This is a genomic window from Aquimarina rubra (genome assembly GCF_042684305.1).
In the GTDB taxonomy this organism is placed as follows: domain Bacteria; phylum Bacteroidota; class Bacteroidia; order Flavobacteriales; family Flavobacteriaceae; genus Aquimarina; species Aquimarina rubra.
In genome coordinates this window covers 37,357-54,028 of record NZ_JBHULE010000027.1, presented here as the reverse complement: position 1 = coordinate 54,028, position 16,672 = coordinate 37,357, and the positions used below count along the sequence as shown (strand labels likewise).

Genomic DNA, 16,672 nt, shown 5'->3' with positions numbered 1-16,672 from the left:
AAACGTTAGTTATTAACAAACAGCTAGGAGTTATTGACTATCATAATTAATTATAATTTTTTAGTATAATAAATCAGGAGTTAGTAGCGTCTTTATCTTTCATTAGCTTATCGGTATAATGCGCTTTGTGTTTTGGCTGTGCAAAACGTTTTTCATTATAAGCCTTTGATTTTCCTCTGGCAATGGATAATGATTCCCAATCCTGATCGCAGATCATTTTTCCCAGAAATACGATTTGGCCAATATGATACGGGTAATGAGCTAATTGTCGATTGATCGCTTCGGTAATACTGTGTTCGATATTTCGGATATAGATAGGTTGGTCAAAATTAGTGTCGTTAATGCTGTCTAAGGCTTCAAAAAGGCATTGCCATCCTTCGTTCCATTTAGTCAGTAATTCTTCTTTGGTTTGAATATCATTTTCGAATTCTGCATCACGAGCGCGCCATTCTTTTTCTCCATCTGAAGTTAAAAAATTTGTCCAACGCGATTTCATATTTCCCCAAAGATGTTTTACAATCGTAGCGATACTATTACTTTCTTCGTTATACTGCCAAAACAAGCTTTCGTCAGAAAGCTGATCCATTGTTTTTTCACCCAAAGATTTATAATAATGGAATTGTTTTTTGACTCCTTCTAGATATGTTGTTGCATTCATTGTTTTGATTTACCTTTTTAATATAAGAAATTTCTGAAGTATTCTAAATCTTTAGGAGGAATTACAAATCATTTAATTACAAAACACGACATCTCAAAAATGGTTATTAGATTACTTCTGTGTTGTGTGAAAAGATGAAGTTAATTTATATTATCATATAGTTAAATAACAGAATTGTAACTTTTTAATGAAATTATGGTTGTAATTTTAAAGGGAATATTTATGTTAATAATTGCCTGATTGGCATAAATTAATTTTAATTCTTAAAACCTTCTATTATGAAAAAAATGATTAATTCAATTCCTGGGATTCAAAAATTATCAAAGTCTTCTCAAAAAGAAATCAAAGGCGGTATGCCTAGTTTGTCTGACTGTGTCAGAGGTTGCTATCGGTTTTATATAGCTGATAGTGGGAGCAATGCTTGTGCAGTGCCTAGTCCTAGCGGAGCAGTTTGTTTCGGTACTGTACAAAATGGACAGTGTTGTATTTAATTAATGAAAAATTAAATGTATTGATCAGAAAGCTCTTGAATTAGGGTTTTCTGGTCAATATAAAAAGTTTTAAAACTATTTTTGATATTTCCTCTTTCTAATAAATGAGAATGCAACGCCAAACAATCCAAGAATTAATAATGGAATAATGATATTGAGGACTTGCCAGAAAGTTCGATTTTCTGTGACTTTTTCAATATCAAGAAACGCAATATTGATTTCTTTACCTCTTGCTTCCATTAAACCAGAATCGTCTAGTAAATAATTTACCGTATTAAGAAGGAACTCTTTGTTTCCGTATTGTAGATTTAAGTAAGGATCATATCCTAATGCAATAGGTCTTCCTTTTCGAATGCCATTCTTTATAACATCTCCATCTGCGATAACGACCATTTTGGTTGCTTTGCTTATGTCTTGCGGAGTATCAAGTTTCAAAGGTTTTACGCGATCTTTATAGGCGGATTTAAATTTTCCTTCTAGTAAAACTGCCAGATTATGATGCCCATCAGTATATGATTTTATATCAGGTTTTTGTCCAATGATATTATCAAGTCTGATTTCTATTGGAATTCCTTCTAGTTTGGATCTTTCAGAACTTGATAATAAAATAGTTTTAGAAAGATTGTTTTTTAAGGTGTCAATCTGATTGGAGAATTCAAATTTTACGGATTCGATGTTTTTAACAATCGGATGATCGCTGGTACTCTTTGTCAACGAGGCATAAAACCACGGATGTGGTGTAAATTGAGTATCATTTCCTTGTCCTGATGCTAACATCAAAGGGGCAGAGTATAGATCATTAACTAATACGGGGTTAATGCGAACTCCGTAAGAAAATAAAGCATCTCCTAATCTAAGATCTTGCATAAATGCAATGGCAGACCCTTTTGATTGGGGTGTAAATAAACTATCAATTTCCATTGCAACCGATTCTAACAACCAAAGTGATTTACCGCCACTCATTACAAATTGATCCAACACATATTTTTCTTTTTCAGAAAAAGGCTCCGTTGGTTTTGCATTGATAACAAGGTCAAATTTTTGAAGATCTTGCAACGTTTTTTCGGGGTTGGTAGCTACAGAATCCAATGTAAAAGCTCCTACAAAATAGTATTCTTGTAACGTTTTAATAAAATCTGCTATTTTGACATCAGGTAGCTGTCCATTACCTTTTAAGACAGCAATTTTATGTTTTTTAGGGTGGATTAATTTTTTTAAAGCATCCGCAAAAACGTATTCTAATTGCTGGATCGAATTATTAACTCTTTCTTCTGTAGTCGCTCCAATCGTATTCTTTACCAAAGCGACTTTAATACTGCGGTTTTGGTAATTCATAATTGCCCAAGGGACTACGGTTTCTATTTCGGTTTTACCACTTTCTCGCACACTCACTTCCATGGGAGTGAGTCCAAGTCTTTGAAGTTCTTCTAATGTTTCTTTTCTAAATTCTTCTTCTTCAATTGGATTGGTAAAAACGTATTGTATACTTGGGTTGATAGCATTGAACTCCTCGAGGATCTGTTTTGTTTCACCTTGTAATCTTCTAAATTCTGAAGGAAAATTTCCTTCTAGAAGCACATCAATAGAGATAGGAACTTCTGCTTCTTTTAGTAAGTTTTTGGTTGCTTTAGAAAGAGTAAAACGATGATCGGCGGTTAGGTCAAAACGATTATAAAAATTACTACCTCCAAGATTAACCAATATGACAGCAATAGCAGCGAACGAAGCAAATTTCAGGATATTTTTTTTGGAATACTTTTTAAGAACGATGGTTGTTAAAAATACAAACAGTGCAATAATACTTACGAAATAGATAATATCTCTGGTATCAATAATTCCCTGGCTAATACGTTCATAATGCAACTGAATTCCTATTTGTTCTATCATATAATCCGCATCACCAAGGAATTGGTAATTTGCCAATCCGCTAAATCCAAAATAAAACATAAAGCAAAGAAACAAGCCGATGAGAAAAGCTACGATCTGATTATTGGTAATCGATGAGGAAAAAGTACCAATAGCCGTATAGGAGCCGCTGAGCAGCAAAAGGGCGATATAAGATCCAACTGTACTTCCGACATCAAGATTTCCTGTTGGATTACCTAGCTGATATACGGTAAGTATATACAACAAGCTGGGAACTAAAGCTATGATAATAAGAAAAAGGCTTCCTAAATACTTTCCGAGAACTAACTGCCAAAGCTTGATTGGTTTGGTCAACAAAAGTTCTAAGGTTCCTTGTTTCTTCTCTTCAGAGATACTGCGCATGGTTACAGCCGGAATCAAAAATAACAAGATCCAAGGTGCAATTAAGAAAAAAGGAGAAAGATCCGAAAAACCACTGTCTAAAATGTTAAATTGACCTTTGAATACCCATAAAAAGAGCCCGTTTAAAATCAAAAATATACCTATTACCAGATATCCTACAGAGGAGGCGAAAAATGTATTGATTTCTTTTCTTATGACTGCAAGCATATTCGTTTATTGTCGTTTGTTTACTAGTTATTTTGGTAGTGAAAATAAGAATTTACTTTTATAAAATATTACATTGTAAAATACCTTTTCATTGAAATCCGTCAATTCGAGTACTTCGACTAAAAGGAGAAGTGTATCGAGAATAGGATTTTGTGTTTTAAAAAGCTATTCTCGATACCCTCCAAAGGTGGACACTCGAATTGACGCTTTTTATGTTTAGTTTAACTCATATTTAGTTAATCATAGTATATTCTCTAAACTTCTTCTACACTCCAAGCTTCTGGTTTTTGGTTAAATTTATTTTTAGTATTCTTCCAAACACCTTTGAATAACGAAGAGTTTCGATAGTTATTGAGGTGTTCCTCAGATTCCCAATGACTATACGTGAAAAATTGGTTGGTTTGATGAATATCTCGTATTAATTTTAAATGCGAGCATCCTTCAAAATTTCGAATTTTCTCTTTATTCTGATGGAAATTCTCCAAAAAAGCATCAATTTCCTCTGGAATGAACCCCATTTTTACAATTCGTATAATCATTTTAGTTTTTTAAATTTTCAAAGCTACAAATTCTATTAAGTCTGTTAGCTTTTGAGTATTTGAGTAATTTTCGTTTCTAAATATCTACTCATCCGCGAATGCAACAAATCTAACTATCTAACCGTCGAACAATCTGAATAATTCATTCAAAAGTAATACTTACCGTATCCCGAAAATATAATCCAAATAAACTAGAAGCACCACCTACTGTTTTCGGGTTACTCTTATAAATGGCAAGTTCCAAATATCCGGATGAGTTAAAAATCGCAAGTTTTTTTCCATCTTCTTCACGCTTCGTCTTTTCAATATCAAAATTGATAGCATCACTGTACCGTTCATAAATGGTATCAAAAACAGCACTTCTTGCAGTAATTTTAAATTTGCGCCCTTTTCCCACATCTTCAAAAAGTTTACGATTGATATTGGTTATCAAGTTTCCGTAGTTATCTATATAAATGATACTACCCACAATTTGTTTGTCGCCAACGTTTACGATAGGAGTTATCCCTTTTATTAGTTTGATATCAGAAATTGATTTACCTACAACTTCTAATGTTCCTCCGCGAGCAATATGGCAGGCAACCGCTACAAAGACGTCGAGAACAGGGAAATTGGTGCCAATGGCATCGTGGATGTTAATTTCTACAATTTTCTCTGGTCTAAATTCTGATGCAATTAATGAGATTAATCCATTATTAGCGCAAATGAAATAGTGATCGTCCAGTTTTACAGCGATGTGTTTATTTTCTGGATTTAATTCACTGTCGATACCTATGATATGAATACTTCCTTTTGGGAAACTCTTATAGGCATTCTGAATAATATATGCTGCTTCTGTAATATGAAATGGTGAGATTTCGTGAGAAATATCAACAATGGTCGCATCCGGTAGTTCGGTATAGATAGCACCTTTAACCGCAGACACAAAGTGATCTTTGATTCCGAAATCAGTAGTTAAAGTTATTATTGGCATCTATAAGAATTGTTAATATCTTTTAATTATAAGCGCTTAAAAATATGTAAATTTGCTATGAAGTTATTCAAAGTTTTTTTGAATGAAGGAATTTGTAATAAAAACATATGAGTTTATCATTTTAGACCACTAATATCTTTTATGATCTTAAAAAAAAATCAACTTATAATACGTTTTTCATTTTTGATTCCCCGGCAAAAACTTCAAACAATCCCGATAGCTATTGGGAGAACAAACTTAGTCAATCCAAAAAACAAATCATACTAAAATTTCTATAGCTTTTGAACGAACTTATTATTGAACTGACAGAAATCAATCCACGGGAGTTTTTCGGACTTCAGAATAGTAATATTCAATTATTAAAAAAATATTTTCCAAAGTTGAAGATTGTTGCCAGAGGTAGCAAAATGAAGATATACGGAGACGAGGATATGCTCGAGGAATTCGATGCGCGTCTTAATATGCTTTTGGAACATTTTGGAAAATACAATAAACTGGATGAGAACGTCATAGAACGCATACTTACCAGTGATAGCAAAGCTGATTATGAAACATCTGCTATTAGTGGCGAAACGCTGGTTCACGGAGTAGGAGGTAGATTGATTAAGGCCCAGACGGCTAATCAGCGTAAACTGGTAGAATTGACGCATAAAAATGATATGGTTTTTGCTATCGGACCTGCAGGTACCGGTAAAACTTATACAGGAGTTGCTCTAGCAGTAAAAGCTTTAAAAGAAAAGCAAGTAAGAAGAATCATCCTAACACGTCCTGCAGTAGAAGCAGGAGAGAACCTTGGTTTTTTGCCGGGAGATTTAAAAGAGAAATTGGATCCTTATATGCAACCATTATATGATGCATTACGGGATATGATTCCTGCTGAAAAATTAGAAAGTTTCATAGAAAAAGGAGTGATACAGATTGCACCTATGGCATTTATGCGTGGTCGTACACTTGATAATGCTTTTGTGATCCTTGATGAAGCACAAAATACTACGCACGCTCAAATGAAAATGTTCCTAACTCGGATGGGTAAAAATGCAAAATTTATGATTACCGGGGATCCGGGACAGATTGATTTACCAAGAAGAGTGATTTCTGGTCTAAAAGAAGCTTTATTAGTGTTGAAGGGTGTTCCTGGAATCGGTATTATTCATTTGGATGATAAAGATGTGATCCGTCATAAACTGGTAAAAAAGGTGATCGCTGCTTATAAGGAAATAGAAAATAGGAACGATTAGTTTTAATTAAGAATTAAGAATAATAGAATTAAGTTTAAATAGGATATACTTTTCTCTTTACGACTTAGATTCTTAGATACTTTGCAACTTTAAAAAAAATGAGTACCATAGTTGACACCGATTATAATTTTCCTGGGCAGAAATCAGTCTATAAAGGAAAAGTAAGAGAAGTATATAATATTAATGACGAATTACTTGTCATGATCGCTACAGATCGTTTATCCGCATTTGATGTAGTAATGCCAAAAGGGATCCCATTTAAAGGGCAGATCCTCAATCAGATTGCTACACAAATGATGAAAGCCACTGAGGATTTGGTCCCTAATTGGTTAATCGCTACTCCTGATCCTAATGTTGCCGTAGGACATCTTTGTGAGCCATTTAAAGTAGAGATGGTGATCAGAGGATATCAATCAGGTCATGCTGCCAGAGAGTATAAAGCAGGTAAAAGAATGTTGTGTGGAGTACCAATGCCTGATGGAATGAAGGAAAATGATAAATTTCCAGAGCCGATTATCACTCCATCTACCAAAGCGGATAATGGAGAACACGATGAGGATATCTCCAGAGAAGAAATTTTAGCTAAAGGAATTGTTTCTGAAGAGGATTATTTAGTGCTAGAAGATTATACGAGAAAGTTGTTCCAAAGGGGTACTGAAATTGCTGCTGATCGTGGGTTGATTCTGGTGGATACTAAATACGAATTCGGAAAAACAAAGGATGGAAAAATCGTTCTAATTGATGAAATTCATACACCGGATTCTTCTCGTTATTTCTATGCAGAAGGCTACGAAGAAAGACAGCAAAAATGTGAAGCACAAAAGCAATTATCCAAAGAGTTTGTAAGACAGTGGTTAATTAGTAACGGTTTTCAGGGGAAAGAAGGACAACAAATCCCTGATATGACTAATGAGTATATCAATTCTGTATCAGATCGTTATATCGAACTATTTGAAAATATTACAGGTACTACTTTTGAGAAAGCCGATGTTTCTGATATTCAGAGTAGGATAGAAGCAAATGTGTTGGAGTATCTGAAAACAGCGTAAACTATTTGTTTTTGGTTTTCAATTCTTGTATGCGCATTGGCATTTGATCAATTTGATTAAATATCTTATTGGCTGAAACAAAATCAAAAGATTCCATTTTAATTCCTCCGTCTAATCCTATGAGGATGATTTTGAAATCTTTTTTAGAAGAATTGTGCTTTTTGTAGAAGCTGTTGCTTTTGGTACTTTCATTTTTTCCTAATCCTTCACGATACGATGAAGGTGTTATCTGATATATGATGAGTTTTCTTTCTTTTAACAGCTCTTTGTGCTTCTCGAATTCTTGAAGTTGTTTAATAAATTTAGAGTTTTGATAAGAATCCGAGATAACCAATAATAATCGATCTTTCCATTGATGTTTATTTATATTCTGCGAGAAAGATAAAAAAGGTAATATGGTTAGCAGGAATAGTAAAGTTTTCATTTATTTAAGGTACAAAAAAGCAACCAGACTATATAACCTGATTGCTTCTCCATAAAAATATATAACTAATACTATATAATCGTAGATTGCCCTACATGTATATTTTCGAAATTCATGTTTGAATCTTCTGGATTAAGGATGTAATCATAAATAAAATCTCCTACTTTTTCGGTAGTCAAAGGGTTGATAGTATTAAGATCAGGAGTAGTAAGGTTTAGTTCTAATGCTTTTTCTACACCATCTTTGATAGCGCGGGCTTCCTCCATTAGGTCAAAATGTTCTAACAGCATTGCCGCAGAAAGGATGGCTGCAATTGGATTGGCGATCCCTTTTCCGGTTGCTTGTGGATACGATCCGTGAATGGGTTCAAACATACAGCAAGTATCACCAATAGATGCCGATGCTAATAAACCGATCGAACCACCTATGACACTGGCTTCGTCAGAAATGATATCTCCAAACATATTTTCTGTCAGAATCACATCAAATTGACTAGGATTCAAAATCATCTGCATAGCTGCGTTATCCACAAACAAGAAATCTACGGTTACATCACTATATTCCTTAGCGATTTCTGTTACTACTTTTCTCCATAGACGTGAAGATTCTAAAACATTTGCTTTATCTACTAATGTTAGCTTTTTACGTCGTTTTTGAGCAGCTTTAAAAGCTAAATGAGAAATGCGCTCTATTTCTTCTTTAGAGTATTCACATAAATCTGAAGCTATGGTTCCTTCTTCATTTAAATGTTTCTTTCCAAAATAAATACCGCCGGTAAGTTCTCTATAAATAGAAATATCCGTTCCTTCAATGATTTCTCTTTTTAGAGGAGACTTATCCAATAAGGTGTCATAGGCCTTTACCGGTCGTATGTTGGCATATAGTCCTAATTCCTTACGCAGACGTAATAGCCCTTGTTCTGGGCGTACCGGTGCACTAGGATTATTATCATATTTAGGATCTCCAATCGCTCCAAAAAGTACAGCATCCGTGCTAGCACAAAGATGTAGCGTTTCATCCGGTAATGGATTACCTGTTTTATCGATAGCGATAGCACCTACTAGTGCGTCCTTAAAAGTGAACGTATGATCAAAGCGATGCATAATAGCTTCTAGTGCTTTAATAGCTTGCGAAGTAACTTCGGGACCGATTCCGTCTCCTGATAATACAGCAATTTCTAGTTTCATAGATAAGTATCTATTTAGGATTATTATTTTTTATTTTGACACTGAGTTTCCTCCTAAGGCGGACTTACGTCAAAGTATTTTACTACTATCTTTTTATTCAGGCTTCGACACTAGTCCGCCTTAGGAGGAAGCTCGCCCTAACACTTTTATTTAAACTCTTGTCTTTTCGAAGGCTTCAATTTCGGATTTGTTACTAATAAGAAAATCAATGTCGTCATATCCATTCATCAAACAGGTTTTTTTATAACTGTTGATTTCAAAATCAGCTTCAGATCCTGTTGACTGAATTGTGATTTTTTGGGCTTCCAGGTCTACTTCTATCTGAACTTTAGGGTCTTTTTCTATTTCAAGAAATAACTCCTGAAGATATTCGGGAGACACTTGAACAGGTAATAATCCATTATTCAATGAATTTCCCTTAAAGATATCTGCAAAAAAACTGGAAACCACTACTTTGAATCCATAATCGTGTAGTGCCCAAGCTGCATGCTCTCTACTAGAACCACAACCAAAATTATCACCAGCGACCAAAATACTTCCGGAGTAATCCGAATTATTTAAAGTAAAATCATCATTGATACTTCCGTCCTTTTCAAAACGCCAATCTCTAAACAGGTTTTCTCCAAAACCTTCACGAGTGGTAGCTTTTAGAAAACGAGCCGGAATGATTTGATCTGTATCTACATTTTCTATGGCTAATGGTACTGCAGAGGATGTTAACTTTATAAACTTATCCATAGTTCTAATTCAAATGTTTAGTGATATCAACAATTTTACCTTCAATAGCTGTTGCTGCAGCTACTAATGGACTCGCAAGAATGGTTCTTGCACCTTGTCCCTGGCGGCCTTCAAAATTTCTATTGGACGTAGAAACACAATATTCTCCTTCTGGTATTTTATCGTCATTCATAGCCAAACATGCAGAACATCCCGGTTGCCTTAGTTTAAACCCAGCCTCTTCAAAAATTTCGTTGAGTCCTTCATCAACTATTTGTGAGGCTACCTGTTGTGATCCAGGAACAAACCACGCCGTTACATTAGCTGCTTTTTTCTTTCCCTTTATATAACTTGCGGCTACTCTAAAATCTTCAATTCTACTATTGGTACAACTGCCTATAAAGACATAATTAATCTTATGATCTATTAAGGATTGTCCTTTCTCAAAATTCATATAGGCTAATGATTTTTCAAAAGAAGCGTTACTTTCTGTTGGTATGGTTGAAGTGACTTTGATTCCCATTCCCGGATTGGTCCCATAGGTAATCATAGGTTCGATATCTGAAGCATCAAAATGATATTCTTTATCAAAAACAGCGCCTTTATCTGTTGGCAGCGTTTTCCAATAGGTTACTTTTTGCTCAAACGCTTCTCCTTTTGGAGCAAACTCCTTTCCTTTTACATACTCGAAAGTAGTTTCATCAGGAGCGATCATACCACCACGAGCTCCCATTTCGATACTCATATTGCATACAGTCATCCGACCCTCCATAGACATTTCTTCAAATACATTACCCGCATATTCACAGAAATATCCAGTACCGGCGTTGGTTCCTAATTTTGCAATTACATAAAGAATCACATCTTTTGCTAAAACACCTGGTTTTAATTTTCCGTTTACATTAACCCTTAGACTTTTAGGTTTCTGGAGCAACAAACACTGACTAGCAAAAACCTGAGCTACCTGGCTGGTTCCTATACCAAAAGCGATAGAACCAAACGCACCGTGAGTAGAGGTGTGGCTATCTCCACAAACCATGGTCATTCCCGGTTGGGTAATCCCTAATTCTGGAGCCATTACATGTACAATACCATTATATTTATGACCTAATCCATAAAGAGTAATATCATTTTTCTCACAATTCTTGGTGAGCTGCGCTAATTGATTTCTGGATAATGGATCTTTCACCGGTAAATGCTGGTCAATAGTTGGAGTATTATGATCCGCTGTAGCTACTACTTGATTCGGTCTAAAAATAGGAATTCCACGGTGTTCAAGTTCATTAAATGCTTGTGGACTTGTTACCTCGTGGATTAAGTGTTGATCAATATAAAGTATTTGAGGACCGTTCTCAATTTCTTTGACGACATGGGCATCCCAAACTTTATCAAATAATGTCTTCTTCATACGTTTCTAATTTTTCTGGTATCCTATTGTCTAAAATCAGGAAATAAAATTAGCTGTTAGGCAACTGCTGCTTCAACCTGAACAGTTTTCATAATCTGATGGATATCCTCATCAACTACTTCTTTCTTTCTATCGGCATAGGTCAAAAACTCTTTGTATACTTCATCCAGCTGAAGTTTAGTTAATTCGTACCCAATTTTTTTCGCTCTATATGCAAGCGCTGCTCTACCGCTTCTTGCGGTTAGTACAATTGCTGATTCAGTAACTCCAACTTCTACCGGATCTATAATTTCGTAAGTTTCTCGGTTTTTGATGACACCGTCTTGGTGTATTCCTGAACTATGTGCAAAAGCATTTGCACCAACAATCGCCTTATTTGGTTGTACCATCATTCCCATACTTTCTGACACCATTAGACTCGTGTCGTATAATAATTTTGAGTTGATGTCAGTATTCAGGTTCAAATAAGGGTGTTGTTTCATAATCATCACCACTTCTTCTAAAGCAGTATTTCCTGCACGTTCTCCTATTCCATTGATAGTACATTCAATCTGTCGTGCACCATTAATAGCTCCAACAATAGAATTTGCTGTTGCTAATCCTAAATCATTATGACAATGGCAAGAGATAACGACATTATCAATACCTTTTACATTTTCTTTAAGGTATTTTATTTTAGCACCGTATTCTTCTGGTAAACAATACCCTGTCGTATCGGGGATATTAAGAACCGTAGCTCCGGCTTTTATCATAGCTTCGCAAACACGTGCCAAAAATTCATTGTCTGTACGTCCTGCATCTTCGGCATAGAACTCTACATCTTCTACAAAAGATTTAGCATATTTTACAGCAGCAATTCCACGTTCGATCACTTTGTCTTGTGTGGAGTTAAACTTGTATTTTATATGAGATTCTGATGTTCCGATTCCTGTATGTATTCGCGGTTTTACTGCGTGTTTAAGTGCTTCTGCAGCAACTTTGATGTCATTTTCTACAGCTCTGGTTAATCCACAAACTGTTGCATTCTTAACGATTTTTGCAATTTCGTTCACTGAAGTAAAATCTCCCGGACTCGATACCGGAAATCCGGCTTCAATGACATCAACTCCCAGGAGGTCCAGTCGCTCTGCAATCACTAATTTCTGTTGGGTATTTAGCTTACAGCCAGGGACCTGTTCTCCGTCTCTTAGCGTGGTGTCAAAAATTTGGACTTTATTATCGCTCATAGGAATTATGTGAATTATTAATTTTGATAATCTCTCTAAATGATATCTTTTTAAAATATTATCTAAAGATGTTTTAGTATTCTCTTACGAATTTATATTTTGGTTATTCAAAAAGAAGGGATTTAGCTACACATTTTACAATGTTGAAATGTTTTGTTATTGGTGTAACTTTCTTTTAATCAATTAATTGCAATATATTTTCTTACAATGACTAATGATCAAAAAGATCCTTTGTTTGTTTTAGTGAAGTCACTCTCTAAGTCCGAAAAACGACAATTTAAAGTGTATGTTGGAAGGTTAGGGGTAAATGCTGATTCAAAATTCTTAGCACTGTTTAACCATCTGGATAAAAGTGAATCGCTGGATGAAGAGTTAATTGTGTCTAAAGGAATTGTAAAAAAACAACAACTTTCTAATCTTAAAGCACATCTTTATAAACAAATATTGATCAGTCTACGGTTGAGTCCTTTGCATCAAAATGTCAGGTCACAAATACGTGAACAATTGGATTTTGCCACAATATTATATCATAAAGGGCTTTATAAACAAAGTCTTAAGATTTTGGATAAAGCAAAAACAGTAGCAAAAGAGAATGAGGAGAATAATATTGCCTATGAAATTGTAGAATTAGAAAAGGTAATTGAAACTCAATACATAACCAGAAGTATCAATAGCCGTGCTGATGAATTGACAATTGAGGCAAAAATGTTGAGCATGAAAAATGTGCTAACTAGTAGGTTGTCAAACCTTTCGTTACAATTGTATGGCTTAATGATAAAAAGTGGGTATGTAAGAAATGATAAGGAACATACGGTAATTACTAATTATTTTGAAAGTAAATTACCTAAGTATGATTGGAATATCCTTGGCTTTAGAGAAAAACTATGGTTATACAAGGCACACTTGTGGTACAGTTTTATGGTGCAGGATTTTTTATCTTGTTATAAGTATTCTAAAAAGTGGGTAGACCTATTTTATGAGAACCCTAAAATGATCATTCTTAATCCTGTGTTTTTTTTAAGAGGAAATCATTATCTGTTAGAGTCGCTTTACCTTATTCAGGATAAAACTAAGTTGAAATTAACGTTAAGTAAATTCGAAAAAACAATCAAATCAGATGATTTTCCGATTGATGATAATATAGAAGTGCTATCCTTTCAGTTTATATATAACAATAGATTAAATGTTCATTTTTTAGAAGGAACCTTTGATGAGGGAGCGTATTTAGTAGATGAAATTTTAGCGGGAATTAAAGAATACAAAAACCGCATAGATGATCATCATATTATGGTGCTTTACTATAAGATTGGTTGTTTGTATTTTGGAATGGCTAACCACCGAAAATGTATAGAATACCTCAGTAAAATTATCAATAATAAATCCCTAAAAATGAGGGAAGATTTAATGTGTTTTGCCAGAGTGTTGAGTTTGGTAGCTCATTATGAAGCCGGAATGGATTATCATCTCGAAACTCAATTGAAGGAGACCTATCGATTTTTAATCAAAATGGATGATTTGCACGAGGTTCAAAAAGAAATGATCAAATTTCTTAAAAATCTTGGAGATATTTTTCCACATCAGATTAAGGATGAATTTAGAAAGCTTCATAAAACCTTAAAACAATACGAGAACCATCCATATGAAAAAAGGGCATTCCTTTATCTAGATATTTTATCTTGGTTGGAAAGTAATATTGAAGGCAGGCCAGTTGCTGATATTATTAAAGAAAAATCTAAAAAACTGGTTCGATAACCACTTAATTGAATGTCAAAAAATACCCAGCACTTACGTCATATTCTAGAACTAAATCTTGCTATGCTTTTCATAAGTACTTCTGGAGCATTAGGCAGATATATTGATATGCCAGTACCTGTAACTATAGCTTTTAGAGCGATTTTAGCAGGAATTGTATTGTTCTTGTTTTGTAAATGGAAAAAAATATCCTTCGGAGTTGCTTCGGCCGATCGTTTTACCATTATAGTTGGTGGTGTACTTATGGGATTGCATTGGATTACCTATTTCTATGCTTTGAAGATGTCTAATGTAGCAATAGGGATGTTGTCATTATTTACATATCCGGTGATCACTTCTTTTTTAGAACCGATTCTCTTGAAAACTAAATTTCAGAAAATGCATTTGGTTTTAGGTGCTTTGGTACTATTTGGAATCTATTTTTTGGTACCTGATTTTAGTTTAGAGAACTCATATGCTAAAGCTGTTGGTTTGGGAGTTGTTTCTGCGTTATGCTATGCGCTTAGAAATCTGATTATGAAAACCAAAGTGAGCAATTATCATGGCTCTATGTTGATGTGGTATCAACTTGTCATTATTAGTGTAATGTTATTACCAACACTTTTTGTAATGGATAGCTCAGGTATTATTACCCAATGGCCTTGGACCTTGGTATTGGCAATTCTCACGACAGCAATTGGACATACATTATTTTTATTTAGTTTAAAACGATTTTCTACAACTACTGCAAGTATTATAAGCAGTATACAACCGGTTTACGGAATTATTATTGGTATGATTTTTTTAGGAGAAATACCGATTTTAACGACAATTATTGGTGGAACTTTAATTCTTACTTCAGTAGTCATAGAAAGTGTAAGATCGTATAAGTAATTAGAGTGTTTGAAGCTACTGTAAAGTATCATCCCAAATGGGGTCTGATGGAGGAGGAGCTATGATTGTTAAAGGTTCTTTTTTTACAGGATGTATGAATGTTAATTTTCTTGCATGTAAGTGAATGCTTCCATCTTTATTGCTCCTATCAGCACCATATTTTAAATCTCCCTTAATCTCACATCCGATATATGATAATTGTGATCTTATCTGATGATGTCTGCCGGTATGAAGATCAATTTCTAAAACACAATAGTTATTGAGCCTTTTTATAATTGTATAATCCAAAATAGCTTTTTTGCTATCTACCACTTCGTTTGTATGAGCGTACGATTTGTTTTGTTTTGGATTCCGTTTTAACCAATGTATGAGTGTATCACTTTCTTTTGGCGGAGTTTTTTTTACAACAGCCCAGTACGTTTTTTTGGCTTCTTTATTGGCGAATAGTTTATTGAGTCTTGGTAATGCTTTACTTGTCCTTGCAAAAACCACAATCCCGCTCGTGGGCCGATCTAATCGATGTACAACACCCAGATAAACAGCACCCGGTTTATTATATTTTTCTGCGATGTACTCTTTTACTATCTCGCTGAGAGGCTTGTCTCCGGTTTTATCTCCTTGTACAATATCCCCAGCTCTTTTATTAACGATAATCAAATGATTATCTTCATAAAGAACCTGAAGATTGGATTTATTTGAAATTATTTTTTGAGACAATGTTTTAAGCAATAAAAACTATTTTCAACTAACAACTAACAACTAACAACTAACAACTAACAACTAACAACTAACAACTAACAACTAACAACTAACAACTAACAACTAACAACTAACAACTAATACTGTTCATTATCATTAGGGAAATCTACAGATTTTACATCAGCGACATACTGCTGGAATGCATTCGTCATTTCAGTATATAAATCCAGATAACGTCTTAAAAAACGCGGGTTAAATTCATGTGTCATTCCAAGCATGTCGTGAGTAACCAATACTTGTCCGTCAACACCATTTCCAGCTCCAATTCCGATGATTGGTATGGTAAGGCTTTCTGCAACTTCTTTCGCTAGTTTAGCAGGTACTTTTTCTAACACGATAGCAAAACATCCCGCTCTCTCAAGCATCAAAGCATCTTCCTTCAGTTGTTTAGCTTCTGCTTCTTCTTTTGCACGTACCGTATAGGTTCCAAATTTGTAGATAGATTGAGGAGTTAATCCTAAATGCCCCATTACAGGAATTCCGGCGTTTAAAATTCTTTTGATAGATTCTTTAACTTCTTTTCCTCCTTCAAGTTTTACCGCGTGTCCACCAGATTCTTTCATTATTCTGATCGCAGAACGCAAAGCTTCTTTAGGATCACTTTGGTAACTACCAAAGGGTAAATCTACAACAATTAAAGCTCTATCAATTGCTCTGATCACAGAAGATGCATGATATATCATCTGATCCAAGGTGATGGGTAAAGTAGTTTCGTGACCAGCCATTACATTAGAGGCAGAATCACCTACTAGAATGACATCAACCCCAGCACCATCTACGATTTTTGCCATGGTATAGTCATATGCGGTAAGCATTGATATTTTTTCTTTGTTGGCTTTCATCTCAACTAGAGATTTTACCGTAACGCGCTTGTAATCCTTTTTTGCTGTAGACATTTTATAA

Annotated in this window: 16 protein-coding genes; 5 read left to right on the top strand and 11 right to left on the bottom strand. The window is 34.6% G+C overall.

Annotated features, from left to right (window positions below; translation table 11 throughout):
• Positions 1–73 precede the first annotated feature (73 nt).
• On the bottom strand, positions 74–658 hold the full coding sequence (locus ACFSR1_RS19400) for a DUF1572 domain-containing protein (protein WP_378294710.1): 585 nt from the start codon (positions 656–658) through the stop codon (positions 74–76).
• 278 nt (positions 659–936) lie between these two features.
• On the opposite strand from ACFSR1_RS19400, the gene ACFSR1_RS19395 reads away from it, so the two are divergent.
• Positions 937–1,149: a hypothetical protein gene (locus ACFSR1_RS19395; protein WP_378294709.1), complete on the top strand. Its 213-nt coding sequence runs from the start codon at positions 937–939 to the stop codon at positions 1,147–1,149.
• Between the two features lie 75 nt (positions 1,150–1,224).
• Here the strand turns inward: ACFSR1_RS19395 and gldG are convergent, their stop codons facing one another.
• The 3 genes from gldG to ACFSR1_RS19380 all read right to left on the bottom strand — a co-directional run bounded on the left by gldG (position 1,225) and on the right by ACFSR1_RS19380 (position 5,136).
• The gene (gene gldG, locus ACFSR1_RS19390) at positions 1,225–3,624 is read right to left on the bottom strand and encodes a gliding motility-associated ABC transporter substrate-binding protein GldG (RefSeq protein ID WP_378294708.1); all 2,400 of its coding nucleotides are present in this window, start codon (positions 3,622–3,624) and stop codon (positions 1,225–1,227) included.
• Positions 3,625–3,878: 254 nt separating this feature from the next.
• Positions 3,879–4,163, bottom strand: a complete 285-nt coding sequence (locus ACFSR1_RS19385) for a putative quinol monooxygenase (protein WP_378294707.1) — start codon at positions 4,161–4,163, stop codon at positions 3,879–3,881.
• 142 nt (positions 4,164–4,305) lie between these two features.
• Positions 4,306–5,136: an SAM hydrolase/SAM-dependent halogenase family protein gene (locus tag ACFSR1_RS19380; RefSeq protein ID WP_378294706.1), complete on the bottom strand. Its 831-nt coding sequence runs from the start codon at positions 5,134–5,136 to the stop codon at positions 4,306–4,308.
• Between the two features lie 281 nt (positions 5,137–5,417).
• Here ACFSR1_RS19380 and ACFSR1_RS19375 point away from each other — a divergent pair, with 281 nt between their 5' ends.
• Complete coding sequence (locus ACFSR1_RS19375; RefSeq protein ID WP_378294705.1) at positions 5,418–6,374, top strand: PhoH family protein; 957 nt, start codon at positions 5,418–5,420, stop codon at positions 6,372–6,374.
• Positions 6,375–6,472: 98 nt separating this feature from the next.
• Positions 6,473–7,423, top strand: coding sequence for a phosphoribosylaminoimidazolesuccinocarboxamide synthase (locus ACFSR1_RS19370; RefSeq protein WP_378294704.1), 951 nt, complete (start codon positions 6,473–6,475; stop codon positions 7,421–7,423).
• A 1-nt stretch (position 7,424) separates the two neighbouring features.
• On the opposite strand, the gene ACFSR1_RS19365 is transcribed toward ACFSR1_RS19370, so the two are convergent.
• The 5 genes from ACFSR1_RS19365 to ACFSR1_RS19345 all read right to left on the bottom strand — a co-directional run bounded on the left by ACFSR1_RS19365 (position 7,425) and on the right by ACFSR1_RS19345 (position 12,385).
• Positions 7,425–7,847, bottom strand: a complete 423-nt coding sequence (locus ACFSR1_RS19365; protein ID WP_378294703.1) for a DUF4174 domain-containing protein — start codon at positions 7,845–7,847, stop codon at positions 7,425–7,427.
• Positions 7,848–7,918: 71 nt separating this feature from the next.
• Positions 7,919–9,034, bottom strand: a complete 1,116-nt coding sequence (gene leuB, locus ACFSR1_RS19360) for a 3-isopropylmalate dehydrogenase (RefSeq protein ID WP_378294702.1) — start codon at positions 9,032–9,034, stop codon at positions 7,919–7,921.
• A 150-nt stretch (positions 9,035–9,184) separates the two neighbouring features.
• Positions 9,185–9,772: a 3-isopropylmalate dehydratase small subunit gene (gene leuD / locus ACFSR1_RS19355; protein WP_378294701.1), complete on the bottom strand. Its 588-nt coding sequence runs from the start codon at positions 9,770–9,772 to the stop codon at positions 9,185–9,187.
• Positions 9,773–9,776: 4 nt separating this feature from the next.
• On the bottom strand, positions 9,777–11,159 hold the full coding sequence (leuC, locus tag ACFSR1_RS19350; protein WP_378294700.1) for a 3-isopropylmalate dehydratase large subunit: 1,383 nt from the start codon (positions 11,157–11,159) through the stop codon (positions 9,777–9,779).
• A 56-nt stretch (positions 11,160–11,215) separates the two neighbouring features.
• Positions 11,216–12,385: a 2-isopropylmalate synthase gene (locus ACFSR1_RS19345; protein ID WP_378294699.1), complete on the bottom strand. Its 1,170-nt coding sequence runs from the start codon at positions 12,383–12,385 to the stop codon at positions 11,216–11,218.
• 207 nt (positions 12,386–12,592) lie between these two features.
• On the opposite strand from ACFSR1_RS19345, the gene ACFSR1_RS19340 reads away from it, so the two are divergent.
• Together ACFSR1_RS19340 and ACFSR1_RS19335 are read left to right on the top strand one after the other, a co-directional pair.
• On the top strand, positions 12,593–14,137 hold the full coding sequence (locus ACFSR1_RS19340; RefSeq protein WP_378294698.1) for a hypothetical protein: 1,545 nt from the start codon (positions 12,593–12,595) through the stop codon (positions 14,135–14,137).
• A 12-nt stretch (positions 14,138–14,149) separates the two neighbouring features.
• A complete protein-coding gene (locus tag ACFSR1_RS19335) occupies positions 14,150–15,010 on the top strand; it encodes a DMT family transporter (protein ID WP_378294697.1) in 861 nt (286 codons plus the stop codon).
• 15 nt (positions 15,011–15,025) lie between these two features.
• On the opposite strand, the gene ACFSR1_RS19330 is transcribed toward ACFSR1_RS19335, so the two are convergent.
• A complete protein-coding gene (locus ACFSR1_RS19330; RefSeq protein WP_378294696.1) occupies positions 15,026–15,727 on the bottom strand; it encodes an RluA family pseudouridine synthase in 702 nt (233 codons plus the stop codon).
• A gap of 119 nt (positions 15,728–15,846) precedes the next feature.
• The gene (gene panB / locus ACFSR1_RS19325; RefSeq protein ID WP_378294695.1) at positions 15,847–16,665 is read right to left on the bottom strand and encodes a 3-methyl-2-oxobutanoate hydroxymethyltransferase; all 819 of its coding nucleotides are present in this window, start codon (positions 16,663–16,665) and stop codon (positions 15,847–15,849) included.
• Positions 16,666–16,672: the final 7 nt, after the last annotated feature.

Bases quoted from the DNA above. Each gene is read 5' to 3' on its own strand.
- ACFSR1_RS19400 (WP_378294710.1), bottom strand. From the start codon at position 658: ATGAATGCAACAACATATCTAGAAGGAGTCAAAAAACAATTCCATTAT.
- ACFSR1_RS19395 (WP_378294709.1), top strand. From the start codon at position 937: ATGAAAAAAATGATTAATTCAATTCCTGGGATTCAAAAATTATCAAAG.
- gldG (WP_378294708.1), bottom strand. From the start codon at position 3,624: ATGCTTGCAGTCATAAGAAAAGAAATCAATACATTTTTCGCCTCCTCT.
- ACFSR1_RS19385 (WP_378294707.1), bottom strand. From the start codon at position 4,163: ATGATTATACGAATTGTAAAAATGGGGTTCATTCCAGAGGAAATTGAT.
- ACFSR1_RS19380 (WP_378294706.1), bottom strand. From the start codon at position 5,136: ATGCCAATAATAACTTTAACTACTGATTTCGGAATCAAAGATCACTTT.
- ACFSR1_RS19370 (WP_378294704.1), top strand. From the start codon at position 6,473: ATGAGTACCATAGTTGACACCGATTATAATTTTCCTGGGCAGAAATCA.
- ACFSR1_RS19365 (WP_378294703.1), bottom strand. From the start codon at position 7,847: ATGAAAACTTTACTATTCCTGCTAACCATATTACCTTTTTTATCTTTC.
- leuB (WP_378294702.1), bottom strand. From the start codon at position 9,034: ATGAAACTAGAAATTGCTGTATTATCAGGAGACGGAATCGGTCCCGAA.
- leuD (WP_378294701.1), bottom strand. From the start codon at position 9,772: ATGGATAAGTTTATAAAGTTAACATCCTCTGCAGTACCATTAGCCATA.
- leuC (WP_378294700.1), bottom strand. From the start codon at position 11,159: ATGAAGAAGACATTATTTGATAAAGTTTGGGATGCCCATGTCGTCAAA.
- ACFSR1_RS19345 (WP_378294699.1), bottom strand. From the start codon at position 12,385: ATGAGCGATAATAAAGTCCAAATTTTTGACACCACGCTAAGAGACGGA.
- ACFSR1_RS19340 (WP_378294698.1), top strand. From the start codon at position 12,593: ATGACTAATGATCAAAAAGATCCTTTGTTTGTTTTAGTGAAGTCACTC.
- ACFSR1_RS19335 (WP_378294697.1), top strand. From the start codon at position 14,150: ATGTCAAAAAATACCCAGCACTTACGTCATATTCTAGAACTAAATCTT.
- panB (WP_378294695.1), bottom strand. From the start codon at position 16,665: ATGTCTACAGCAAAAAAGGATTACAAGCGCGTTACGGTAAAATCTCTA.